General features: G+C 48.3%; 25 protein-coding genes. 15 read left to right on the forward strand and 10 right to left on the reverse strand.

The features are described 5' to 3' along the window. The first annotated feature begins 63 nt into the window (after positions 1-63). Both prmB and aroC read left to right on the forward strand, forming a co-directional pair. Entirely contained in the window at positions 64-1011 is a 948-nt protein-coding gene (gene prmB / locus MJO57_RS15130) for a 50S ribosomal protein L3 N(5)-glutamine methyltransferase (protein WP_252026512.1), read from the forward strand. A gap of 37 nt (positions 1012-1048) precedes the next feature. Then, the gene (gene aroC, locus MJO57_RS15135; protein WP_252026514.1) at positions 1049-2131 is read left to right on the forward strand and encodes a chorismate synthase; all 1083 of its coding nucleotides are present in this window, start codon (positions 1049-1051) and stop codon (positions 2129-2131) included. A gap of 54 nt (positions 2132-2185) precedes the next feature. Here the strand turns inward: aroC and MJO57_RS15140 are convergent, their stop codons facing one another. Together MJO57_RS15140 and MJO57_RS15145 are read right to left on the reverse strand one after the other, a co-directional pair. Beyond that, on the reverse strand, positions 2186-2701 hold the full coding sequence (locus tag MJO57_RS15140; protein WP_252026517.1) for a phosphoribosyltransferase: 516 nt from the start codon (positions 2699-2701) through the stop codon (positions 2186-2188). Between the two features lie 163 nt (positions 2702-2864). Beyond that, the gene (locus MJO57_RS15145) at positions 2865-3305 is read right to left on the reverse strand and encodes a hypothetical protein (RefSeq protein ID WP_252026519.1); all 441 of its coding nucleotides are present in this window, start codon (positions 3303-3305) and stop codon (positions 2865-2867) included. A gap of 63 nt (positions 3306-3368) precedes the next feature. Here MJO57_RS15145 and MJO57_RS15150 point away from each other — a divergent pair, with 63 nt between their 5' ends. After that, positions 3369-4796 (forward strand): IS4 family transposase, encoded by a 1428-nt coding sequence (locus MJO57_RS15150; RefSeq protein WP_252017676.1) that lies wholly within the window; start codon positions 3369-3371, stop codon positions 4794-4796. A 7-nt stretch (positions 4797-4803) separates the two neighbouring features. Here MJO57_RS15150 and MJO57_RS15155 read toward each other — a convergent pair whose 3' ends face one another. Next, positions 4804-5724, reverse strand: coding sequence for a long-chain fatty acid--CoA ligase (locus MJO57_RS15155; protein WP_305881919.1), 921 nt, complete (start codon positions 5722-5724; stop codon positions 4804-4806). On the opposite strand from MJO57_RS15155, the gene MJO57_RS15160 reads away from it, so the two are divergent. Then, complete coding sequence (locus MJO57_RS15160) at positions 5723-7237, forward strand: IS66 family transposase (protein WP_252017330.1); 1515 nt, start codon at positions 5723-5725, stop codon at positions 7235-7237. The two genes, MJO57_RS15155 and MJO57_RS15160, sit on opposite strands and share 2 nt — an antisense overlap. Here MJO57_RS15160 and MJO57_RS32790 read toward each other — a convergent pair. The 4 genes from MJO57_RS32790 to MJO57_RS15180 all read right to left on the reverse strand — a co-directional run bounded on the left by MJO57_RS32790 (position 7224) and on the right by MJO57_RS15180 (position 9493). After that, positions 7224-7463, reverse strand: coding sequence for a hypothetical protein (locus MJO57_RS32790; RefSeq protein WP_371924846.1), 240 nt, complete (start codon positions 7461-7463; stop codon positions 7224-7226). The genes MJO57_RS15160 and MJO57_RS32790 overlap by 14 nt on opposite strands. A 93-nt stretch (positions 7464-7556) precedes the next feature. After that, the gene (locus MJO57_RS15170) at positions 7557-8039 is read right to left on the reverse strand and encodes an IS1595 family transposase (protein ID WP_252026893.1); all 483 of its coding nucleotides are present in this window, start codon (positions 8037-8039) and stop codon (positions 7557-7559) included. Next, positions 8008-8496, reverse strand: a complete 489-nt coding sequence (locus MJO57_RS15175; RefSeq protein ID WP_252018121.1) for a transposase — start codon at positions 8494-8496, stop codon at positions 8008-8010. Before MJO57_RS15175 ends, MJO57_RS15170 begins: the two co-directional genes overlap by 32 nt. A 22-nt stretch (positions 8497-8518) precedes the next feature. Beyond that, positions 8519-9493: a transposase gene (locus MJO57_RS15180; protein ID WP_252026521.1), complete on the reverse strand. Its 975-nt coding sequence runs from the start codon at positions 9491-9493 to the stop codon at positions 8519-8521. Here MJO57_RS15180 and MJO57_RS15185 point away from each other — a divergent pair. Beyond that, the gene (locus tag MJO57_RS15185) at positions 9492-9650 is read left to right on the forward strand and encodes a hypothetical protein (RefSeq protein WP_252026523.1); all 159 of its coding nucleotides are present in this window, start codon (positions 9492-9494) and stop codon (positions 9648-9650) included. The genes MJO57_RS15180 and MJO57_RS15185 overlap by 2 nt on opposite strands. A gap of 168 nt (positions 9651-9818) precedes the next feature. Beyond that, positions 9819-12092 carry a hypothetical protein gene (locus tag MJO57_RS15190; RefSeq protein WP_252026525.1) on the forward strand — a complete coding sequence of 758 codons (2274 nt, stop codon included), beginning with the start codon at positions 9819-9821 and terminating at the stop codon, positions 12090-12092. Positions 12093-12103: 11 nt separating this feature from the next. Here MJO57_RS15190 and MJO57_RS15195 read toward each other — a convergent pair whose 3' ends face one another. Continuing rightward, complete coding sequence (locus tag MJO57_RS15195) at positions 12104-13546, reverse strand: TrkH family potassium uptake protein (RefSeq protein WP_252026527.1); 1443 nt, start codon at positions 13544-13546, stop codon at positions 12104-12106. A gap of 239 nt (positions 13547-13785) precedes the next feature. On the opposite strand from MJO57_RS15195, the gene MJO57_RS15200 reads away from it, so the two are divergent. After that, positions 13786-14844 (forward strand): transposase, encoded by a 1059-nt coding sequence (locus tag MJO57_RS15200; RefSeq protein WP_252017920.1) that lies wholly within the window; start codon positions 13786-13788, stop codon positions 14842-14844. Between the two features lie 2 nt (positions 14845-14846). Here MJO57_RS15200 and MJO57_RS15205 read toward each other — a convergent pair whose 3' ends face one another. Continuing rightward, positions 14847-15821: an MDR family oxidoreductase gene (locus MJO57_RS15205; protein ID WP_252026529.1), complete on the reverse strand. Its 975-nt coding sequence runs from the start codon at positions 15819-15821 to the stop codon at positions 14847-14849. Positions 15822-16261: 440 nt separating this feature from the next. Between MJO57_RS15205 and MJO57_RS15210 the strand changes: the two genes are divergently transcribed. Next, positions 16262-17317, forward strand: a complete 1056-nt coding sequence (locus MJO57_RS15210; RefSeq protein WP_252026531.1) for a hypothetical protein — start codon at positions 16262-16264, stop codon at positions 17315-17317. On the opposite strand, the gene MJO57_RS15215 is transcribed toward MJO57_RS15210, so the two are convergent. After that, positions 17314-17544: a LysR substrate-binding domain-containing protein gene (locus tag MJO57_RS15215; protein WP_252026532.1), complete on the reverse strand. Its 231-nt coding sequence runs from the start codon at positions 17542-17544 to the stop codon at positions 17314-17316. The two genes, MJO57_RS15210 and MJO57_RS15215, sit on opposite strands and share 4 nt — an antisense overlap. 254 nt (positions 17545-17798) lie before the next feature. Here MJO57_RS15215 and leuC point away from each other — a divergent pair, with 254 nt between their 5' ends. The 7 genes from leuC to MJO57_RS15250 all read left to right on the forward strand — a co-directional run bounded on the left by leuC (position 17799) and on the right by MJO57_RS15250 (position 24382). Continuing rightward, entirely contained in the window at positions 17799-19271 is a 1473-nt protein-coding gene (gene leuC / locus MJO57_RS15220) for a 3-isopropylmalate dehydratase large subunit (protein ID WP_252026534.1), read from the forward strand. Between the two features lie 13 nt (positions 19272-19284). Further along, positions 19285-19935: a 3-isopropylmalate dehydratase small subunit gene (gene leuD / locus MJO57_RS15225; protein WP_252026536.1), complete on the forward strand. Its 651-nt coding sequence runs from the start codon at positions 19285-19287 to the stop codon at positions 19933-19935. A 14-nt stretch (positions 19936-19949) separates the two neighbouring features. Beyond that, positions 19950-21104 (forward strand): 3-isopropylmalate dehydrogenase, encoded by a 1155-nt coding sequence (gene leuB, locus MJO57_RS15230; RefSeq protein WP_252026538.1) that lies wholly within the window; start codon positions 19950-19952, stop codon positions 21102-21104. A gap of 66 nt (positions 21105-21170) precedes the next feature. Next, positions 21171-22292, forward strand: coding sequence for an aspartate-semialdehyde dehydrogenase (gene asd / locus MJO57_RS15235; RefSeq protein WP_252026540.1), 1122 nt, complete (start codon positions 21171-21173; stop codon positions 22290-22292). A gap of 28 nt (positions 22293-22320) precedes the next feature. Continuing rightward, complete coding sequence (locus MJO57_RS15240) at positions 22321-22782, forward strand: PaaI family thioesterase (protein WP_252026541.1); 462 nt, start codon at positions 22321-22323, stop codon at positions 22780-22782. Continuing rightward, positions 22779-23243: a PaaI family thioesterase gene (locus tag MJO57_RS15245; protein ID WP_252026543.1), complete on the forward strand. Its 465-nt coding sequence runs from the start codon at positions 22779-22781 to the stop codon at positions 23241-23243. The genes MJO57_RS15240 and MJO57_RS15245 overlap by 4 nt, the downstream gene beginning before the upstream one ends. Before the next feature lie 119 nt (positions 23244-23362). Continuing rightward, complete coding sequence (locus MJO57_RS15250) at positions 23363-24382, forward strand: Asd/ArgC dimerization domain-containing protein (protein WP_252026545.1); 1020 nt, start codon at positions 23363-23365, stop codon at positions 24380-24382. Positions 24383-24423 lie beyond the last annotated feature (41 nt).

Genomic DNA, 24423 nt, shown 5'->3' on the forward strand with positions numbered 1-24423 from the left:
ATAAGGCAGTAAGGGTTCGGCTCACCGTGAAAATCCCGGGGTTTCGAATTCGAAGGAGCAAATGTGACAGGTTCCAATGAGTCCTGCGAAGGACTGGTGTCTATTCGAGACTTTGTACGCTGGGGAGCAACCCGCTTTAATGAGGCTGGCCTGTTCTTTGGTCATGGCAGTGATAATGCGCTGGATGAGTCGCTGCATCTGATTTTTCAGGTATTGCAGCTGCCCTGGGATCTTCCCGACCACTATCTTGACAGTCGTTTAACCCATCGTGAACGTGAAAAACTGGCCAGCCTGATTGAAGAACGGGCAGTCAGTCGTAAACCCCTGGCCTATCTTGTCAATCAGGCGTGGTTTTGCGCTATGCCATTTTATGTGGATGAGCGGGTGCTGGTGCCCCGTTCTCCCATGGCCGAACTGATTCTTCAGCAGTTTCAGCCATGGCTGGGGGATGTTGAGGTCAGTCGTGTGCTTGACCTGTGTTCAGGTTCCGGTTGTATCGGCATTGCTGCAGCGCATGCTTTTCCTGAGTCCCAGGTTGATCTGCTGGATATTTCTGAAGATGCTCTGGAAGTAGCGAATATCAATATTGATCGCCATGAACTCTGGGGCAGGGTGCAAGCCATTAAGTCTGACCTGTTTGGTTTTTTTGATGCCTTGCCAGAGCGCCCAAAGTATCAATTGATTCTGAGTAATCCCCCTTATGTGGATGCTGAAGATATGTCCGATATGCCGGAAGAATTTACCCACGAACCAGCGCTGGGTCTGGCTGCCGGAGATGATGGGCTTGATTTCGCCCGTACCATTCTGGCGGAGGCGAGTGATTATCTGGATGAACAGGGCCTGCTGGTGCTGGAAGTGGGCAACAGTCAGTGGGCTTTACAGGATGAGTATCCGGAAGTACCGTTTGTCTGGCCTGATTTTGACAAAGGCGGACATGGCGTTCTGGTTTTGTCCGCTGAAGATTGCAGAAAACATCAGGGTTTGTTTAAGCAACGGTTAAAAGCCCTATAAGGGGGTTGTCTGAAAATAACAATGAGATCGCATAGGTATGGCAGGAAATAGTATAGGACAACTGTTCAGGGTCACTACCTTTGGGGAGTCCCACGGTCTGGCACTGGGTTGTATTGTTGATGGTTGTCCTCCCGGATTGCCATTAACAGAAGCGGATCTGCAGGTTGATCTGGATCGCCGTAAGCCTGGTACCTCCAGATTCACAACCCAACGTCGTGAGCTTGATCAGGTCAAGATCCTTTCTGGTGTTTTTGCGGGGGTGACTACCGGTGCTCCCATTGGCCTGTTAATTGAAAATCAGGATCAGCGCTCCGGGGATTACTCCAATATCAAGGATCTCTTCAGACCCGGTCATGCTGATTACACCTACACCCACAAATACGGTGTTCGGGATTATCGCGGTGGTGGTCGTTCATCCGCCAGGGAAACGGCCATGAGGGTGGCTGCCGGCGCTATTGCCCGCAAGTATCTGCAGTCTCGGGGTATTGAAGTGCGTGGCTGGCTGTCCCAGATCGGTGATATCCGTGTTGAAAAGCTTGACTGGGATGAGATTGGCAACAACCCATTCTTCTCACCGGATGCGGATAAGGTTCCGCAAATGGAAGCGTTGATTACCAGTCTTCGTTCACAAGGTAACTCCGTGGGAGCCCGGGTTTCCGTCATGGCTATGGGTGTTCCGCCCGGGCTGGGTGAGCCGGTCTTTGATCGCCTGGATGCGGATCTGGCGCACTCTTTGATGAGCATTAACGCGGTAAAGGGTGTGGAAATCGGTGACGGATTTGCCTGTGTCAGCCAGAAAGGCACCGAGCACCGGGATGAGATTACCCCGGATGGCTTCCTTTCCAACCATGCGGGTGGCACGTTGGGAGGTATTAGCTCTGGACAGGATGTTATTGCTCATATCGCCCTGAAGCCAACGTCCAGTATTACCACGCCGGGACGGTCGATTAACGGGCAGGGCGAGTTGGTAACGGTAGTGACCAAAGGGCGTCATGACCCCTGCGTCGGTATTCGTGCAGTACCCATTGCAGAAGCGATGATGGCGATTACCCTGATGGATCATTTGATGCGGCATCGGGCGCAAAATGCCGATGTCATCAGCCCGGCACCAGTGGTTTAGAACAGCAAAAAGGCTTCCGGGTGGAAGCCTTTTTGCTGTTCAGTTCAGGATGATCTATTGGCCAAAGGCGTCAATGTTTTCGGCATCCCAGGCGTAGTTGATCCAGTAATCTTCAATCTCTTCGCCCACAAAGAAATGCTTGAGCTGCTCAGGTAGCCGTCCCTTCTTCTCCTTCTTTTTGTTGTGCACGACAAAGGCAGAAAACTCAGCCTCCGGGTGACTGTCAAACAGGTGCTGCAGCGTAAATTCAAGCGTTGTTCTTTCGTCGTCTACTTCATCAATCACCAATACTTTCTTGCCGGACAGGTTGATATCTGTTTCCAGCCATTGCAGTTTGATGGGCTGGCCGGCCGGTGCCGTTCCGGTCTCATCAGAGTATCGGGACAGGGAAACAATCAGGATAGGGCGATTGATGTAGGTTCGCATGATGCGTGCAGGAATCAGGCCGCCACCGCCAATGGCCAGCAGATAGTCAGGCTTATAGCCAAGCCCGACGATGGTTTTTGCCGAATTGCAAATGGTGTTATGAATATCGTTATAGGTGAAGTTGTATTGTTGAATGTTTGACATAGAAGATCGGCATCAGGCCATAGGAAAATAAATCCGCAGATTTTATGGAAGTGATTACCATTGTGCAATATACAATCAGGCACTTGCGAACGTTTTATCCGGCTGGGTGACAAGGAATAAAAAAAGCATCCGCCTGGATGCCTTTCTTGTGATGGTTGAATTATCAGGCTTTAGCCTTGGGGGCGTACATAGCTTCAATCTCTTTCCGGAAACGCTTCATAATAATTTTACGACGCAGTTTCAAGGTTGGCGTGATTTCGCCCAGTTCAATGGAGAACTCTTTGGGCAGCAGCGTGAATTTCTTCACTTGCTCAAATTTGGCCAGCCCTTTCTGGATTTTGTTGACCCGCTCCTGGATCAGTTCCTGAATGCTGCTGTGTTGAACCAGCTCCTTGTGGTTTTGGTATTTCAGATTCAGGGCTTTTGCGTGTTCTTCCAGGGCCTCGAATGCGGGAACAATCAGCGCCGTCACATAGTTTCTGGCATCGGCAATAATGGCAATCTGTTCAATAAAGCGATCTTTGGTCAGCGTTCCTTCGATGTATTGTGGTGCGATGTATTTACCGTTGGAGGTCTTCATCAACTCCTTGATGCGCTCGGTCATGCGCCTGTCTCTTGATCACAAATAGCTACCTTGTTCTATCATTTCTCACTGATAAAACAGGTCATGCTTCCACTTTCTCCTAAACCATGGTCAGAACTAACTTTTGGATGTGCTGATTTGGGTGATACTCGACGTACAAAACGACTTGTCAAAGTTGCTGCCGAGCTTTCAGCTCATACCGGTAATTCTTTGTCATCTTCATGCGAAGGTTATACCGCACTGGTAACTGGAGCTTACCGGCTGATTGAGAATGAGGCCGTAAAGCCTGAAGCAATAGCTGAGGCAGGCTTTCAGGCAACTGCCAAAATAGCGAGACAGTCTCGCCTACTTCTGGCTCTCGAAGATACAACAACCCTGGGTTATAAACATGCTGTCAGATCCGAGCTTGGTGATCTTGGAGGTCCTGAAGGCTCTAAAACCAGAGGATTCCACGTCCACTCTGTCTTCTTGGTTGATGCGGATACAGAGCGAAGCATTGGGCTTATTGATCAAGAACGATGGGTTAGAGAGGACGTTCAGCGGGGGAAAAAGAACCAACGTCGTCAGCTACCTTACGAGGGAAAGGAAAGCTTTAAGTGGCAAAGAGCCTCTGAAAACACAGAACAAAGGATGGGGGGTAAAATGCCTGACATCATCAGTGTTTGCGACCGGGAGGCGGATATATACGAATATATGCACTACAAACTGGATAACCGACAGCGGTTTGTTGTAAGAGCTACACAAAACAGAATCCTGGTGGATGGCGAACTCTTATTATTTGATTCCTTAGCTCAGACTGAAGTGTTGGGGAAATATACGATAGTGGTTCCTCAAAAAGGAGGTAGAAAGAAGCGAAAGGCAACGCTGCAGGTCAAAAGAAAGAAGATGACAATACAGGCGCCGCAAAGGCCAGGCGGCAGGCCGGAACCGGTAACTATGAATATTGTGTCGGCTGAAGAGATTGGCAATGACTCCGAAGACCGTTTGCACTGGGTACTATTGACAACTGAAGATATTGAAACATTCGAAGACTGTCGCTCTATCATTCGATTTTACGAGCTCCGATGGCGAATAGAAGAGTTCCATAAGGCTTGGAAATCGGGAGCAGGAGTAGAAAGGCTTCGTCTGCAATCTCCGGATAACATTGAACGACTTGCGGTCATATTAATGTTTGTCGCTGTCAGACTAATGCAAATCCGTGAAGCATTAATGTTACCGAATGACAGGCAGCACAAAGACAGAAAGCTTTGGAGTGAAAAAACACTCGCGAATGAGGTGGTCAGTGATGATGAATGGCAGGTTCTCTGGCTAACCTATGAAAAAAAAGCGTTGCCCGATAAGCCGCCAACAGTCACTTGGCTGCTTCAAACGATTGCTCGGCTTGGTGGTTGGGGTGATTCAAAGCATACAGGGCAGCCCGGCTGGTTAGTGGTATGGGAAGGCTGGGCGAAATTGCAGGATCGGGTAAAAACCTGGCAGATAGCCCGGCAGTTCAGCGCTGGAGAGATGTGATCAAGAGTCAGGTCATGCGCAGTGCGCCGTTTTCATCGATTAGCCCTGCATCACCCGTATGCAACCAGCCATCAGCCGTAAAGGTTTTAGCGGTTTCTTCCGGCTTTTTGTAATAGCCACGCATTACCGTATCACCTTTAACCTGGATTTCACCTTCTGCACTGATACGGACCCGGATGCCAGGCAGGGGAATCCCGCAGGAGCCAAATTCAAATTCAGTATCACGGAAGCAGGTCACGGTTGCTACGGTTTCGGTCATGCCGTAACCGATTTTCACATCAATACCAATGGCGTGGAAGAAGCGGTTGATGTCGTCATCAAGACGAGCGCCACCACAGGGTATAAACCGGATGTTACCGCCCAGGCCTTGACGAATTTTGCTGAATACCATGTTGTCCGCGATACTGTTGAGCTTCTCCAGATAAGCAGGAGCCGCAACACCTTTGCGGCGGTATTCCATATGGGCGCTGCCGATGTTAACTGCAGTATTAAAAATCATACGCCGAATAAATGGCGCGGTGGAAACTTTACTGTGAATGGTGGTATAGACCTTTTCAAAGAACCTGGGAACGACACAAAGCACCGTTGGTTTAACGGTTTTCAGAGCGTCGCTGACCTGATGGGGGTCTTTGAGGTAAACATTGGTTACACCACGGGCAAGCGCATAAAAACTCCAGCCACGCTCAAAAATATGGCTCAGTGGCAGGAAGCACAAAGAGGTATCCAGACTGTCCAGATGGATAATCTGGTCATGGCCACGGAAGCTGGCTGCCATATTGGCATAGTCCAGCATAACGCCTTTGGGCTCGCCGGTGGTGCCCGAGGTGTAGATCAGGGGTAACTGTTCAGCACCCCCACATAAATCTGGAATTTTCTGATTTTTATACCATCCTCTTAAGCACCATTTTTCCACAATATTCGCCAGCATGATTCCAGAACTACCCGCAACTATGTCGGCTGAGATTCTCTTGAAAGAGAATGCAGAGCTGCGGATGAGAGTTGCCTGTCTGGAAGAGCGATGTCGAGAATTGGAAGAAAAGGTTGGCAAGAACAGTCAAAACAGCAGCAAGCCGCCATCGTCTGATGGTTATCAAAAACCTTGTAAAAACAGTAATTCTCCAGATCATTCTGACGACCTTTCCGCAGATAAAGGTACCGATCCATCGGATGAAAAACCCAATCCTAAAAGTCTGAGACAGTCTTCTGGTAATAAAGCCGGTGGAAAGAAAGGGCATCAGGGCACTTGTCTTAAACAGGTCGATATCCCTGACTATATTGAGTACCTTCCGGTTAAAGAATGCAATAAATGTCAGGCGTCTCTTCTTGATAGTGAGCCGGTCAAATATATTGAACGACAGGTGTTTGAACCAGGGAGACCGGGTGAATTTGAAGTAACGGCCCATAGAGCTGAAGTAAAAATCTGCACTTGTGGTTGTCGGAATCAGGCTGAATTCCCGGAAGGTGTTACCGCTGCCGCACAATATGGCTCAGCCACACAGGCTATGGCCGTCTATCTTAACCAATACCATTTCCTGCCTTTTAAGCGCGTGTCAGAGTATTTTAATACTCTCTATAAAATGAGTGTAAGTGCAGGCACTGTCGCCAATTTTGTGGCCAGAACCTATGAAAATCTGGCTTCTACTGAAGAGGTTATTCGTGACGCCTTGCGGGAATCGTCTGTTGCCGGAGCCGATGAAACGGGTATGCGGGCCGAGGGCTCTTTGCACTGGCTACACGTTATGCGGGATGAACAATGGACGCTCTACTACTTGTCTGAAAAGCGAGGTCGTGAGGCCATGGACACGATGGGCATACTGCTAACATTTGCAGGCGTTCTGGTTCATGATCATTGGAAATCCTATTTTGCATATGCGGCAACTCACGTACTTTGCAATGCCCATCACCTGAGGGAGCTTTTGGGTGTTGTTGATAGGGACAGCAATCAACTGGCGTTGCGATTGATGAAGCTACTGAGGCTTTCCTGGCATTACTGCAAGGGCTTTAAGACCATAGGTATGCTACAGATGCCAAGTGTTGTCTGTGAACGAATCGAGAAGATTTATGACCGGTTGCTTCAGCGGGCTCTAATGAAAGAAGTCGTCTATATGGAGAAGCAACGAGAGGAGCTTAAGCGCAAGAAAGTCAAGAATACTAAAGCTTACAATCTCTTCAAACGACTCACTGAGTTCAAGGCTGAGACACTGCGCTTCATGTCAGATTTTACCATTCCCTTCGATAACAATGGCAGTGAGCGGGATGTTCGAATGGCCAAGTTAAAGCAGAAAATCTCAGGCTGCTTCAGGAGTGCAGACGGTGGTTCTATGTTTGCACGGATTCGCAGCTATTTGTCGTCTGCCAGAAAACAGGGAATGGACATATATCAATCACTTCATAGAGCTGTTCGGAATTACTGTAATATGCCTTTGCTCAGTGCTGAATAGTTACCTTGCGCTTAAGCTCCTCTCGTTGCTTCTCCATATAGACGACTTCTTTCATTAGAGCCCGCTGAAGCAACCGGTCATAAATCTTCTCGATTCGTTCACAGACAACACTTGGCATCTGTAGCATACCTATGGTCTTAAAGCCCTTGCAGTAATGCCAGGAAAGCCTCAGTAGCTTCATCAATCGCAACGCCAGTTGATTGCTGTCCCTATCAACAACACCCAAAAGCTCCCTCAGGTGATGGGCATTGCAAAGTACGTGAGTTGCCGCATATGCAAAATAGGATTTCCAATGAGGCTCTTTTCCAATTCCAGACTGCTATGTAACCAGCAAGTTGACTAAGGGCTGAAGAAGACTTTTGCCTCTTCGGCCAATATTATGCAAAAACTCAAAAAAGCCAAGGTAAAGGGGTAAAGCCTCTTGGGATATTCCCCTGTGAGGCCTTAGCCACGAGCGTAGAAGTGACCAAAACCCCTCCATAGTATTAACATGCACCTCGTAAATACCGTCTTTGTCATCATCACGAGCATACTCACCTTTGCCGTGACAGACCGTTTTATGTCTGAAGCCCCAGCTTTCAAGGTCATCATAGATGTTGTATTCATCGGTATAAATCTGGCTCTGTGGGGCTACGTGTTTCTTGATAAATGGTTCGATTGTCGCCTTCTTAACGTTCGACAGCATGTTGATAATGACCTGACCTCCCCTTTGAATCATTCCCAATACCGGCGGTTTGTCTTTTTCAAGAGTCCCACGGCCCGGAGCGCCTTTAAGCCTTCTTTTTCTCGGTGGACGATCCAGATTTTTTTAATGCTTCAGGGTGTCCCTTGTGACCAGCTACAATGTAGACCTCGTCGAATTCAACTTCGCCATCAAGAATCACTTCAGGCTTTCGGTCAACAACACCATTTCGTAAGACTGTGGTCATATGGTGTGCATCACTGACACACAGATCAAGTTCCTGAGCTATCTGGCTGTTGGAGACGTTCAGCCCCATTAAATAGAGACAGGCAATCCAGACTTTGAGTGGTCGGTGGTGTCCTGCGAAAACCGTATTTGTCAGGTCATCGAAGTAGCGCTTACAGGACTTACAGTAATAGTGCTGGCACTCTACCTGCACATTGTCGTGTCCATTCTTTTTGACATTCTCAGAATCACAGTGCGGACAGAGAACAGTGCCATCTGGCCAGCGGTTCTCACGGATCATCTCAAAGCAGGTGTCATTACTGATGAGATCTGAGATTCGGCCTATATTCATGGTCAATGCTGGCGATGGCTAATTATATCCACCAAGGATAGTTCAGCAGTTCGGAATTCGAAAAGAGCCTCCAATGATCATGAACCAGAACGCCTGCAAATGTTAGCAGTATGCCCATCGTGTCCATGGCCTCACGACCTCGCTTTTCAGACAAGTAGTAGAGCGTCCATTGTTCATCCCGCATAACGTGTAGCCAGTGCAAAGAGCCCTCGGCCCGCATACCCGTTTCATCGGCTCCGGCAACAGACGATTCCCGCAAGGCGTCACGAATAACCTCTTCAGTAGAAGCCAGATTTTCATAGGTTCTGGCCACAAAATTGGCGACAGTGCCTGCACTTACACTCATTTTATAGAGAGTATTAAAATACTTTGACACGCGCTTAAAAGGCAGGAAATGGTATTGGTTAAGATAGACGGCCATAGCCTGTGTGGCTGAGCCATATTGTGCGGCAGCGGTAACACCTTCCGGGAATTCAGCCTGATTCCGACAACCACAAGTGCAGATTTTTACTTCAGCTCTATGGGCCGTTACTTCAAATTCACCCGGTCTCCCTGGTTCAAACACCTGTCGTTCAATATATTTGACCGGCTCACTATCAAGAAGAGACGCCTGACATTTATTGCATTCTTTAACCGGAAGGTACTCAATATAGTCAGGGATATCGACCTGTTTAAGACAAGTGCCCTGATGCCCTTTCTTTCCACCGGCTTTATTACCAGAAGACTGTCTCAGACTTTTAGGATTGGGTTTTTCATCCGATGGATCGGTACCTTTATCTGCGGAAAGGTCGTCAGAATGATCTGGAGAATTACTGTTTTTACAAGGTTTTTGATAACCATCAGACGATGGCGGCTTGCTGCTGTTTTGACTGTTCTTGCCAACCTTTTCTTCCAATTCTCGACATCGCTCTTCCAGACAGGCAACTCTCATCCGCAGCTCTGCATTCTCTTTCAAGAGAATCTCAGCCGACATAGTTGCGGGTAGTTCTGGAATCATGCTGGCGAATATTGTGGAAAAATGGTGCTTAAGAGGATGGTATAAAAATCAGAAAATTCCAGATTTATGTGGGGGTGCTGAACAGTTACATATTTTCTCCGGGTTTACATCTTGTACTCAACGCACAGGGCACATCTGGGGGCTATGTTCCCCTTAACGGTTGATGAGTCTAAACTGTCTGATGCTCTGCAAAATAGCTTAATTGCCTGAATGCTCATGTTGATCTGATTTTGGACATGGATCGTTATGTAATTGTTATATTTAGGCACTTTGTACCAATTCTAATGTCTAAAGCATCTATGTTGGTAATGTTTAATGAATTATTATGAATTCCTCAGACTATAATTTTTTCCATTCTGTATCTACAACCTCAGCCTCAGCCTCAGCCTCAGATGCTAGAAGTAAGAGCTCTGAAACTCATGACGATCTTTTACAAAACAACTTGGGGGCAGCTCAAGCGACTGTAACGGACAGTCTTTCAAAGCGCACTGCAGAGCCGAGGACCACCGATAATTACATGGGATCTTCAGGCTTTAGTTCTGTTTTTTTTGATGCCAGGTCTCAGGAATATCTTTACCTGGTAAAAGCCATCGATGTTATGGAAAAAGGTTCCGGCTTTAATGATGATAAACTGGGTTCTGTTTCCAGGGAAAAAATGACAGTTTCTCAACTGAAAAAAAAGAAGAATGAACTGAAAATTGAAAATGAGATAAAGTTAAGGGATTTGGAGCGTATTTCAGAAAAACTTTCTGTTGATTTAAAGGATGAGCATAAAAAAGTAAGTCAACAAGATATTACCAGTCTTCTTGAAATATTGTCTGATTTCCACAGTTCTTATCATTTTTTAAGATGTATGTTTTTCATTTTGCAAAAAGTGATGCGCGATCATAGTGACGATGAAGATGAAAAAATGAGTCATGCTGTACGGTATGAATGTGGAGAAATTGTTGAATTAATCTACAGAATCATGCTAAGTCATGGCGAATTGAAAGTTGTTGCAGGATTTCATAGATGGTACCTGACTTGGGATATGTATTATCTTTTTAATGTTATTGGCTGCTGCCTGAACATTGACAGTAGTGACGGTTGCTCATCATACTTTAGCCCTGAGTTACCGGTAAAAGTGGCTTTAAAAAGCTTTGGGCGATCTCGTGATTTAATGCGGCTGGAAAAAGAATTTCTGAACATGAAAAAGGGGCGTGGGGATTGTGATGAGTTAATGGTCCAGCCTTTACATTTCAGTTTGCTGGTAGGAAAAGAGGTCCACCCGGACGTGGTGATTTCCCGCGTAAAAAGTGGTTGTCTGAATTTTCTGGATAAGGACCTGGATGATCCCAAAAATTTTATCCAGTATATTGGGCTGTTGCAGTTTTTGCATACGGCAACTGTTTGTGTATTAGAAAAATCTCCTCAGGATGCTAGTAGATTGCTTGAATGTTACGAATGGTTTTACCGTCTACAGCCTTCTGCGGGTGTATTGAAACAATTTATGCAGGCCCGGTGTGAAGAAAAGTCGGGTGCTGTTGATGCAGCAAGGCGTATATACCAGTCTTTGGCCAGTGGACAAAATAAAGTTCCGGTATTCGAAGAATGGATTGCCTGTCTGGAAAAGATGGGCGATAACGATGCTATTGTTAAGGCCTGCAGGCAGGCTGCTGATTATTATAGAGGTAAAGGCATCAGTTGGCGGGAGGAGTTCTATGAGAGTAAGGCTGCCAGTAACATGCTACTCATAGCAAACAGGGATGCTCTGGAGGATCTTGATCAGTCTCCGGGTCAGGATGATATCAGCTCCCTGCAGCCGGATGTTGAAACACAAGCTATAGTCGCTCGTAGTAAAAAGCACAAAGGTAAAAGAAAAAATAAAGCTAAAGGGGGGTTGAAAAATCAAACTGTTTATCCTCGAAATTCAGAAACAATAAATTCTGTCCAATCCTATCCAATGGCACGACCTTGCTCTGCCAGAAAAGTCAAAGAAGACACTGTTCACGATATATATTCAGAAATTATGGCAACTGAGCTTCCGCAACCCGGAAGGAAGACCAGGTGGAATTATTGGAGAGAGTTGAATGGGCTGTTTTCCGATTATTATCACCTGCCTCATAAATATCGGGATGTTGTCGGGTGCCTTTGCCGGGAAGCTTGTATGCATTTCCCAAATGATATATGGATTCTCCATTCTGCTGGTTGGGGGTTTCATCTTATTGGTGATGATAAAAAAGCTGCTGAGTTGCTATTGAAAGGTTTACGTCAGTATCTGGATTATCATTACCCCGAGGTTAAAAGCTTTATACCAGTGACTATTGATGGTGATTTCGAACCGGGTCTTGATCGACTTAAGACACATCCTGAGATTGTCCCTGGTTCATCCGCAGGCCTTAATGTGGCGGCTTACCTGAGCTCTCTGGCGTATGTGTATCGTAATATTAACAAACATTATGGTGAGCAGATGCGTTCTATCGCAAATTGGTTAAACCCCTTCAGGGATGCCCGCAAAAAGGAAAAACAACGGTTATCTTTCAAGCCAAAGGTGAATGTAGTGGCTACTGAAATTAATCAGTTTTTAAGAAGGGGTATGGCTTCTGGCCATGGCTTTTGAGAGTGAATTGCTCAGCCTTTCCAAAACGCAGGTGTAAAAAGCACAAGAACGGTAATAACCTCAAGTCTGCCAAGGAGCATTCCGGCGCTTAATATCCATTTGGCGGTATCCGGAAGCGAGCTGAAATTGCCGGCCGGGCCAATGATTGTTCCCAGGCCGGGACCCACATTGGATACGGCTGTGGTGGCACCGGTAATGCTGGTTATCGGGTCAAGATGACAGAGGGACAATAACAGGCTCATCAACGCAATGAGCAGGATGAAGAAGAAGCTGAAACCGATCAGTGAACGGAGAATTTCACTGCTGATTTGCTGGCCATTATAGGTTTGTACAAAACAGGCCCTTGGATGGACCAGTTGCTTCAACTGGATGTTGAGCAACTTTCCTCCGATCTGGAAGCGGAAGATCTTGATCCCCCCCGCCGTTGACCCGGAGCAGCCACCCACGAACAGCAGAAAGAAAAACATCAGGTTGGCAAAGCCGCCCCATAACGTATAGTCGCCATAGGCAAAGCCTGTGGTGGTGATGGTTGAGGTGGTGTTAAAGGAGACCAGGGTCAGCGATTGTAAAAAGGTGTAGTCAGAGTGGAAGCATAACCAGATAGACAACACCAGCCAGACGGCAACCACAAAACCGATAAAGGCCTGTACTTGTGTATCCTGATAAAGACAGTTAACTTCACCCCGCATGCAGCGAACAAACAGAACAAAGGGCAAGCTGGCCAATATCATGAACAGGGTGCTTGTCCAGATGATAAACGGGTTATTAAATAGTCCCATGGAAGCATCTGAGGTGGAATACCCGCCGGTTGATACCGTGGTCATCGAATGGTTGACCGCTTCGAATCCGGTCATGCCGCCCAGGAAATAAAGGTAGGCGCAGATAGCCGTCATGATCAGATAGACAGTAACGATACGTTTGGCAATGCTGCCTGAGCGGGGCATTGCTTTCTCGGACCAGTCGGAAGATTCACTCTGGAACAACCGCATACCACCCACTTTGAGAAATGGCAGAACGGCAACAGCCAGCACAATAAAACCGATGCCACCAAACCACTGCAGCAGTGACCGCCAGAGCAATATACCGGGGGCCATACGATCCAGACCTGTCAATATAGTGGACCCGGTGGTGGTAATGCCCGACATGGTTTCAAAAAAAGCGTCGGTGTAACTGATGGGGAGTTTGAACCAGAAGGGAAGTGCTGCAAAAGTACATACTGCCAGCCAGCAGAGTGTGGTCAGCACAAAGACTTGACTGGGTTTCATATTAAAGTGCTCTGGCTTGAAATTGATGGTCAGGGCACCCCCCGTAATCAGGGTAATAGCTGCAGCAGCCACAAATTCCCAGATATCAGAATCACCTGTCAGCAGATCATAGATGACAGGAATGAGCATAAACTTGGCCATCGCGGTCAGGAACAGGCCAATCACATAGAGTACCGGGCGGTGGTTCATTATCTGGCAATGGCAATATATGAGAAACGAAGCCTTGAACCTTGCGTTTTAAACTCTATGTCTCCTGAGCAATGGTGCAAGGTATTGAGGGTCTGCCAGACGCTTTTGGGTAGCTGCATCTGACGAGTCAGGGAGCCTGACCAGCAGACTTCCTGAGAAAAGTTTAGAAGCTGGAGTGGGTATTACAACTTAATCACTCAAGTTACGCACCTTGCTGAAAATCAGCCATTATTGGTGGCATGAAAAATGATCTCATAGAACTTTATTCTGACTACCTGTTGTCGTCGTCTGGGAAGACCACTGCAACGGGAGTGTCAGAGCTTTTGGATAATGTCTACAGTCATGACCAATTCACCCGATTGCTTTCAAACAATGAGTTTACCAGTCGTGACTTATGGCTTTACGTTAAACCCGTCGTGCGACAGGTTGAGTGCAGTGATGGGGTTTTGATCTTTGACGATACGATTCAGGAAAAGCAGTTCAGCAAAGAGAATGCCCTGAACACCTGGCATTTTGATCATACAAAAAATCGCACCGTGAAAGGTATAAATCTGCTCAATGCACACTACCATGCCGGAGATGCGTCGATTCCTGTCGCCTATAAATTGATCGAGAAAACCATCCTGTACACCGACTTGAAGACAAAAAAGGTAAGACGATATGCAGAGCAAACCAAAAATGAAATGATGCGGGAGATGCTGATGATTTGCTGCCATAACCAGCTTATGTTCCGCTATGTCCTTGCAGATAGCTGGTTTTGCTCAAACGACAATATGATGTTTATTCGACACGACTGTAATAAACATTTCCTGATGGCGATGAAGTCAAACCGCAAGGTATCCCTCAGTCTGGACGACAAATTACAAGGCCGTTCACAGCGTATAGATACTGTTGATTTTTCAGAAGATAAGCCTGTACAAGGGTGGATAGCAGGTGTCGATTTCCCTGTTCTGCTATACCGTCAGGTCTTTAAAAACAAAGACGGAAGCACAGGCATTCTCTATCTGGTTTGCAGCGATCTTGACTGTGATGCCGAGACTCTCAAGGCAATCTACGAGAAACGGTGGAAAGTCGAGGTCTTCCATAAAACGCTGAAATCGAATGCGTCAATGGCCAAGTCACCGGCGCATACTGTGAGAACACAGAGTAATCATATCTTTCTTTCAATTTACTCAGCCTTCAGGTTGGAAGTATTGTCATTGAAAGTAAATCTGAATCACTTTCAGCTCAGAGCCAAAATCTATATGGCAGGGCTGAAAGCTTCGTTGGGGCAGCTGAGAGAGCTGTTAGCTGCGTAACTTCAGTTAATCAGTGTTCTGCCGGTGACTTGTCCATTGGTAATGGCTTCCGCCAGTTCGGGTACTGCCGTCAGTTCAATTTCTGTAGCTGCATCGCGGTAGTAAGACTCAGGCAGTAATTCTGCAATCCGGTACCATGCCTGCATGCGTTTTTCAAATGGACACATGACTGAATCGACGCCCAGCAGTTTTACGCTCCTCAGAATGAACGGCATAACCGTTGTTGGCAGATCAAAGCCACCGGCCAGACCACAGGCTGCAACAGCGCCTTCGTAATCAATCTGTGCCAGCACCTTGGCAAGCACCTTACTGCCGACGGTATCAATGCAACCGGCCCAGAGTTGCTTTTCCAGTGGGCGGGCAGGTTCAAGCAATTCTGCACGACCAATAACCCGGTCAGCCCCGATGGATGTTAACCACTCATTGTTTTCCGGACGACCGGAAGCCGCCACCACCTGATAACCCAACTGGTCCAGCAGTGTCACGGCGACACTGCCAACACCACCGCTGGCGCCAGTGACCAGAACTTCACCTTTCTCAGGGGTAATGCCGGCGTCTTCCAGTGCCATGACACAGAGCATGGCGGTCAGGCCTGCAGTACCAATAATCATTGCTTTACGGCTGTCCAGTCCAGAGGGCATGGCAACCAGGTAGTCAGCAGGTACGCTGGCTTTTTCGGCCATGCCTCCCCAGTGATTTTCACCAACACCCCAGCCGGTCAGGATAACGGCGTCACCGGGCTGATACCGGTCGTCTTGTGAAGAGAGCACCCGGCCAGCATAGTCGATGCCCGGCACCATCGGGAATTCACGGATAATCTTTCCTTTCCCGGTGATGGCCAGGCCATCCTTGTAATTCAGTGATGAATATTCAACACCAACCATGACGTCCCCTGCTGGCAGGGTTGATTCATCCAGCTGTTCTATGGAAGCGACAGTGTTTTTGTTCTGCTGCTTCAGTACTAATGCCTTGAACATAAACTACGATCTCTTGGCTCTTAAAAAGGTGGGGGCGTAATTATACTCCTGCAGCAGGCAGGCGGCGAGTGCTGTTTCTGTTCTGTTTGACTTCATGTAAGTATGAATGATGGTTTTTACGTTATAGATCGCGATTTATACTAATCTCTAAATCGGTTGTGCACTTGGTTTAATCCGGAGTCAGGAGTCATGGCAGTGGCCGTTACATAATTGCAGCAGTTAACGGCTCCCTATCGGAATAAGTCTGTTCATGAGAAAAGTATTGGCGTCCAGTTTTTGCTCTCTGCAGGGGAACCCGGAGAGATTTGATTCGCTTAAACTATATAAATTTTAAGTTGAGTCGAATAATTGGTAGTTAATCATTACTTTGGATTATTATGCCGACACAGCCTATAAATCAGAACAATTGTTATACGGCCAGTGGAAGACTGGCAGACGGATTGAATCCTGATGCAGCCAAAAATACCGAGGGTAAATATTCAGGCCGCAAGGTGATATCTGATACAAGTGATGGGAGTCTACAGCGGAGCCATCAAAAAGCTGAAAGCGGGGATGGTGAATTAACAAAGAGTAAAAGTCGATCAGATGATACTTTTGAACCCGAACGTAAAGCTCTAAGTCGGTATGACTCCGGTTTTGGGGGCAGTGTATCGGAAAGTGATGTAGATGAGTCCATCACATTACTGCCACCGGATAGCACGGACTCTAGTGACAGTGTTTGGCAGGAAAGTGATAGCTCTGGTGGGGAGGAGTGTTACACAGAAAGCATTCGTGATCATGGGGGGAGGCGGTTGGCGGGGAATTCCGATATCCAGCGTAAAGATGCCCTGAGGTTTGCTGTGGTATTGAATGCAAATGAAATGGAAGTGCTTAAACACCAAATAGTGGCAGATGATATTGACTATTTTATGAAATGCTTTGATGAACTCAAGGGGGATTTTTTCCACACTGGTGATTACCTGGTTGAGCATATTGATGGGCTTTACCTGAAAATACAAAAGAGGTTTGTGAGATTTTCGGATGTCTCAACCCATTCCGGTCAGTTAGTTTTTTGGTGGAATTTACTGTGTAAAGAAGCTCAAAATCATCTGCGTTGGTGCGGAGGTGTTGAGTTGAAGCCATTGGATTCGCGCTTTATTCAAAGCGTTGAGAAAAGAAAGAGATTTGAGCAGACAAGATCTAAGCTATACGCAGTGTATCTGAATAAACGTACCCTTAAAACGCAAGGTAAGGCCGCAAAAGCTCAACATAAGCTCGATCACTTCAAATCAGAATTCTATTTGCCTCAAATTGAAGAATTAAGGCATAGATTGTGTGAGATGTCAGAGAAAGAAAAAAGCAGGAAAATACTTGGTCAGTGTCACGGTCAGCTTAGTAATGTCCTGCACGGCAATGTCAGAAATATTGTTGGTGAAGTCGATAAGTGGAGCAGAAACCTGATGTTAAACCGACTCTTTTTAGAGTCTGGGTTAGCAACAAACGATATCATTAGTTAGTACCAGAGTTTTTCAGAATAATAAATAGTAGGCTGACGATCCGGAGGCAGCGTGATAATGTCCAGTTCTATTTTCCCGCGACTCAACATTTCGTAACAGGCTTCTGAATCAACAAACCGGATATCCAGCTTCACCTCAGGGTAAGTTCTGGTGAAGTCTTTCGAAGTATAAGTCAGACGTCGTAAGCCGACAGGATGGCTGGTGGCAATGGCAAGCGGACCTTTCACTTCATTCTTTTGCTAACCGCAGGTTGGGTCAGAAACAGTTTTTCCCCCGCTTGTGAGTCGATTGATTTCAGAAAGTTATCAACAGCACAAAAAAGATGAATTTGAGTAATTTTTTATCAGCGGCTAGGATAGGCCGTGTTGAGGATAAGCTGAACGCTGTATGATGAAAATGCTCTGAAGACAGTAGTAAAACTGTTTATAAATCAAACAAAAACAATCTTTTTCTATTTTATTACATGAACGAGGATGGTTCGATGGCTGGCCAGGCTTTCAATGGGAAAAGCGGGGGCAAAACGCTTTATGACAAGTTGTGGGATGCCCACCTTGTCCGTCAGCGTGATGATGGCTCTGCATTGATTTATATCGACCGGCAGCTGCTCCATGAAGTGACCTCTCCACAGGCTTTTGAAGGTCTGAAGCTGGCCGGCCGTCAGCCCTGGCGTCTGGACGCTAACCTTGCCACACCTGACCACAATGTACCCACCACGTTGAATGAACGTCAGCACGGTATTGAAGGGATTGCGGATCCGGTGTCGAAAATCCAGGTAAAGACGCTGGATGAAAACTGTGACCATTTTGGTATCACCCAGTTTGATATGCAGGATCAGCGCCAGGGTATTGTTCATGTGGTTGGTCCGGAACAGGGCGCTACGTTGCCCGGCATGACCGTAGTCTGTGGTGACTCCCACACATCAACACACGGCGCTTTTGGCGCGCTGGCCCACGGTATCGGAACCTCGGAAGTTGAGCATGTTCTGGCGACCCAGTGTCTGGTGGCCAAGAAGATGAAGAACATGCTGGTTCGGGTGGATGGTTCCCTGGGAACCGGGGTCACCCCTAAAGATGTCATCCTTGCCATCATAGGTCATATTGGTACAGCGGGCGGCACCGGTTTTGCCATTGAATTTGCTGGTGATGTCATTGGCAATATGACCATGGAAGGCCGGATGACCCTCTGCAACATGGCCATCGAGGCAGGCGCCCGCGCCGGAATGGTAGCCGTAGACCAGACAACCATCGATTATGTGCAGGGCAGGCCGTTTGCCCCTCGGGGTGAACAATGGGATCAGGCGGTTAACGTCTGGAAAACACTCCATTCAGACAGTGATGCCGTTTTTGATGAAGTTGTCGTACTTAATGGTGATAAGATCAAACCACAGGTGAGCTGGGGAACTTCACCGGAGATGGTGCTGCCGGTTGATGCCCGGGTACCTTTCCCGCAGGATGCGCCGGATGAGACCCGAAAGGAGGCTTATGCCCGTGCCCTGAAGTACATGGGATTAACTGCTGGCCAAAAGATTACCGACATTCCGGTTGATCGGGTGTTTATCGGTTCCTGTACCAACTCCCGGATTGAAGATTTGCGCGAAGCGGCAGCTGTCGTCAAAGGCAAGCGAGTGGCTGACACGGTTAAAGAGGCGCTGGTTGTGCCAGGCTCTGGCCTGGTGAAAGCCCGGGCTGAGGCCGAAGGGTTGGACAGGATTTTTGTTGAGGCGGGCCTTGAATGGCGTGAGCCGGGCTGTTCCATGTGTCTGGCCATGAATGCCGATAAACTGGGACAGGGAGAGCACTGTGCATCGACCTCTAACCGTAATTTTGAAGGTCGTCAGGGCTTTGGCGGGCGCACCCATCTGGTCAGTCCGGCAATGGCTGCTGCGGCTGCCATTGCGGGCCATTTTGTTGATGTTCGTGATGTTGATGGTCAAACATCTGTAACGGTGGCTTGAGGAGGGAGAAATCATGCAGGCTTTTACTGTTCATCAGGGGTTGGTTGCTCCCCTGGATCGTGCCAACGTTGATACGGACATGATCATTCCCAAGCAGTTTCTCAAGTCCATCAAACGAACCGGCTTTGGTGTCAATCTCTTTGATGAGCTTCGCTATCAGGACGAGGGCTATCCGGGGCAGGATTGCTCTAAACGACCGCTGAATCCGGATTTCGTCCTGAACCAGTCCCGTTATCAGGGTGTGTCCATCCTGCTGGCCAGGCAGAATTTTGGCTGTGGCTCCAGCCGGGAACACGCACCCTGGGCTCTGGATGATTTTGGTTTCCGCTGTGTCATCGCAACAAGCTTTGCGGATATTTTTTATAACAACTGTTTTAAAAACGGTATTCTCCCGATCACGCTGCCTGTCGGGGTGGTAGAGCAGCTGTTCAATGAAGTGGAAGCTAATGAGGGGTACCAGCTGACGGTCGATCTTCAGCGTGAAGTGGTGGTTAAGCCTGATGGCGGGGAACTGTCGTTTAGCATTGATGCATTTCGTCGTCACTGCCTGGTCAATGGTCTGGATGATATTGGTCTGACCCTGCAGGATGCGGATCATATCCGTATTTTCGAACAGCGTTATAAAGAAGATAATCCCTGGTTATTCACCAGTAATAATAATTAACTGCGGAGCTTTTCATGAGTAAGCAGATTTTATGCCTTCCGGGTGATGGTATTGGTCCTGAAATAATGGCTGAGGCTCTGAAAGTGCTGGATGCGGCCAAACAGCGCTTCGGGCTGGATATTGACGTCAGTCATGGTCTGGTTGGTGGTGCTGCTATTGATCATGATGGTGTCCCGCTGAGTGATGAAACCCTTGAACTGGCCAGGCACTCGGATGCGATTCTGTTTGGTGCGGTGGGTGGTCCGAAGTGGGATGATCAACCCATGGCTAACCGCCCTGAAAAAGGGCTGTTGAAGCTTCGCTCTGAACTGGACCTTTTTGCCAACCTCCGTCCGGCAATGCTTTTCCCACAATTGGCCGGGGCATCGAGCCTGAAGCCAAAGCTGGTGGCTGGTCTGGATATCCTTATTGTGCGGGAACTGACCGGTGGCATCTATTTTGGTGAGCCCCGGGGCGTCCGGACTCTGGGAAATGGAGAGCGCGAAGGTTATAACACCTATGTCTACCGGGAGTCTGAAATTCGCCGTATCGCCAAAGTGGCTTTTGAAGCTGCCCGAAAGCGGGGTGGACGACTCTGTTCGGTGGACAAGTCCAACGTTCTGGAAGTGACTGGTCTCTGGCGTGAGGTGGTTGTCGAAGAGTCCGCAGGCTACAACGATGTTGAGCTGAGCCATATGTATGTAGATAATGCCGCCATGCAGTTAGTCCGGGCACCCAAACAGTTTGATGTGATGGTGACTGGTAATATGTTTGGTGACATTCTCAGCGACTGTGCGGCGATGTTAACCGGCTCTATTGGTATGTTGCCGTCAGCATCCCTGAACGAAAGGCATCAGGGAATGTACGAACCGGTTCATGGCTCGGCACCGGATATCGCCGGGAAAAACAAGGCGAATCCTCTGGCTCAGATTTTGTCGCTGGCGATGTTGCTTCGCTTTTCATTGGCTGAAGGCTCTTCATTAGCTGAAGGCTCTTCATTAGCTGAAGGCTCCTCACTCGCAAATAGCTCTTCTACGGGAGCAAGTAAAGCAGCGGATGCAATTGAAAAAGCAGTCAGTGATGTTCTGGATAAAGGCTATCGTACCGCAGATATTGCCTCTGAAGGTTGTCAGTTAATGGGAACCGCCGAAATGGGGGATGCGGTGGTTAACAGTTTGTTGAGTGTATAACGTTTATCAAGTTTGCGGCCTCTGCTGCCTGTCTTCGACAGAGGCCACGCTTTGGGGGAGAGCAGTATGAAACAAGTGGGTTTTGTTGGCTGGAGAGGAATGGTTGGCTCCGTATTGATGGAGCGGATGCAGGAAGAGAATGACTTTGCCCGCTTGCAGGGGAAAGGCATAGAGCCTGTTTTCTTTACCACTTCCCAGCTGGGTCAGCCGGGGCCGGATATCGGTGTGCCTGTGGGTGACTTGCAGGATGCCCATGATATCGATGCCCTCGGTGAAATGGACGTTATTATTTCCTGCCAGGGTGGCGATTACACGGGTAAAGTCTTCCAGCCATTGCGTGACAGTGGCTGGCGGGGATATTGGATTGATGCAGCGTCCTCCCTGCGGATGAATGACGATGCGGTGGTGATTCTTGATCCCGTAAACCGTGAGGTGATTGACCGCGCGCTGAATGATGGTGTCAGGAATTTTATCGGTGGTAACTGCACGGTTTCCCTGATGTTGATGGCCATGGGTGGGCTTTTTCAGCAGGATGCCGTTGAGTGGGTCAGTGCCATGACCTATCAGGCGGCCAGCGGTGCCGGTGCCAAAAACATGCGTGAGCTGATCAGCCAGATGGGCTGTATCCAGAACAATGTTGCTGCTGAACTGGCTGACCCGGCCAGTGCCATTCTCGATATTGATTGCAAGACATCCGCTCTTTTAAGCAGTACTGATCTTCCGCAGAGTGAGTTTGGTGTGCCACTGGCTGGAAGTCTGATTCCTTACATTGATAAAGAGCTGGACAATGGGCAAAGCCGCGAAGAGTGGAAGGCTCAGGCAGAAACCAACAAAATCCTGGGACGCCAGGCTGCACCGGTTCCGGTGGATGGTATCTGCGTTCGTATTGGTGCTATGCGTTGCCACAGCCAGGCCCTGACCATTAAACTGCGTAAGGATATTCCCATGGCAGATATCGAAGCCATGATTGCCGGGGCTAATGACTGGGTCTCCGTGGTTCCAAACCACCGGGAAGAGACTATGCATCAGTTGTCACCTGCTGCGGTAACCGGGCGTCTTGGTATCCCGGTGGGACGTCTTCGAAAGCTGAATATGGGCCCTGATTATTTGACCGCATTTACGGTCGGTGATCAGCTGTTGTGGGGGGCGGCAGAGCCACTGCGTCGTATGTTGACGATTTTACTCTGATAAAAAATAACCAGAAAACGAATGAATTATGTTAACGGAACAACAGCTGACAGACTTTGCCAGCAACTTTGTCAAAGTTATTCCTCATTGTCTTCACTTGAATATGTCATTGGTCAGAGCGGATCGCCATGGCATTGAGCTGGCAATGCCCTACGACAACCGGCTGATAGGGAACCCGGAAACCGGTGTCATTCACTCGGGGGCGATAACCACATTGATGGATTCCTGTTGCGGTCTTGCAGTATTCACCCGTATGGAGCAGCTGGAAGTCTGCCCGACACTGGATCTGCGTATTGATCACATGACCACCGCACAGCCCGACAAGCCGGTTCGGGCATTTGCCGAGGCTTACCATATCACGCGATCCATGGTCTTTACCCGGGGCGTAGCCTACCAGGCGAGTCGTGATCAACCCATTGCCCATGCGGTAGGCACCTTTATGCGAATTGGACAAAACTCGATAAAGTCGATGCAGGAGCGTTTCCAATGAGGGCAGGGATCGAACAATCCGGGTTTGCAAAAATCATAAAGGATGCCAGAGACTCGAGGGATTATCGTATGCTGACCAGTGGCATTCCCTATGCCAGCCTGATCGGTATGCAGTGTAGCCCGGTGGGAGATGATGCCCTGTTTACCCTGCCCCATCAGATGACCAATATCGGTAACCCGTTACTGCCTGCTATTCATGGGGGGGTAATTGGTGGTTTTATGGAAATGTCAGCGGCCCTGCACTTGATGCTGTTTATGGATGAGCCCAGGTTGCCCAAGATTATTGACTTCTCGATTGATTACCTGCGTTCCGGGCAGCCAAAGGATACCTTTGCACAATGTGAAGTCTGTCGTCAGGGGGCCAGGGTGGCCAATGTGGCGGTGACCGCCTGGCAGAGTAACCGGGAGTTACCGATAGCCATTGCCCGGGGACATTTCAAACTTTCCAAAGGAACGGTCTGAAACCGCTTGCCTGATATCTATGCCCTGTATAAAGTCGACGTTTTTGTATCATTTGTGTGGTTTTGGCTGAAAACAGCGCCATACCACCGGTTTTCTTTGGCTGATGGGGCCTTTTATCCATGAACCGAACATACAATATTGCTATTTACGCTGCCGATACACTGGCTGGTGAAACACTGGTTCGGCAACTGGAAGAACAGCTGTTTGGTGGTAATCCGCTGCCGGTGATGGGCCTTTATCCACTCACTGAATCGTCGCAGGTTCAGGGCTCTGTTGAGTTTCATGGAGAAACTCTGGAGTTTGTTGCTGCTGATGAAGCAGATTTTTCGGCTACCGACTTTCTGGTGATGCCGGCCGGGTGTGACCGAAATGTGGAGCTGATGACCCGGGCAGTTGAGAGTGGTTGTGTCATTATTGATGCCTCCAGGGGGGCGGCATCCCAGGGCTATACCGTGCCGGTAATGGTTGACTTGAATGCGCATTTTATCGAAGAGGCGATGGATAACCGTTACTTTGCCGTACCCGGGTCTGCCGTTGCCTGCTTGCTCCCGTTGCTGCAAAAGCTTCACCAGCGATTTACTATCCGTCGTATGAACCTGGTGGTCATGCGGCCGGTCGCTTCGCTTGGTAACAAGGGTGTCGATGCCCTGCGTCAGCAAACCATTGAACTGCTCAACGGAAAACCGGTAGAGTGTGGAGACTTTTCCGCTCGCCTGGCCTACAACCTGATTCCGGAAGTTGATGCAGGGGAAGGCGGGAAAATTGCCAATGAAGCCGATATGCGCAGTGAACTCCTGATGATCCTGGGAGAGGAGCTGGATATCCGTGTGACCTGCATTACAACCCCGGTATTTTTTGGTGACAGCTATATCATCGATCTGGATACTGTCCAGCCGGTTGATATTCCGGAAATACCGTCTTTACTGTCAGAACTTCCCGAAGTTTCAGTGGCTGATGGTTCTGATATGCCGACCCTTGAGGACGCAGCGGGAAGTGATCAGCTGCATATTGGCAAGATCCGCCAGCAATCAGATTATGCAACAGACTTGAGTTTCTGGATGGTGGCCGATAGCTTCAAGAGAAGTGCTGTTCATGCTGTTGAATTGATTGGGTTATTGATAAAAGACTTTGCTAAGTGATAACTTAGGCCAACTGGCTGGCGTTCCTTGCTGTATAGGGA

This window comes from Endozoicomonas sp. SCSIO W0465, from assembly GCF_023716865.1.
In the GTDB taxonomy this organism is placed as follows: Bacteria; Pseudomonadota; Gammaproteobacteria; order Pseudomonadales; family Endozoicomonadaceae; genus Endozoicomonas.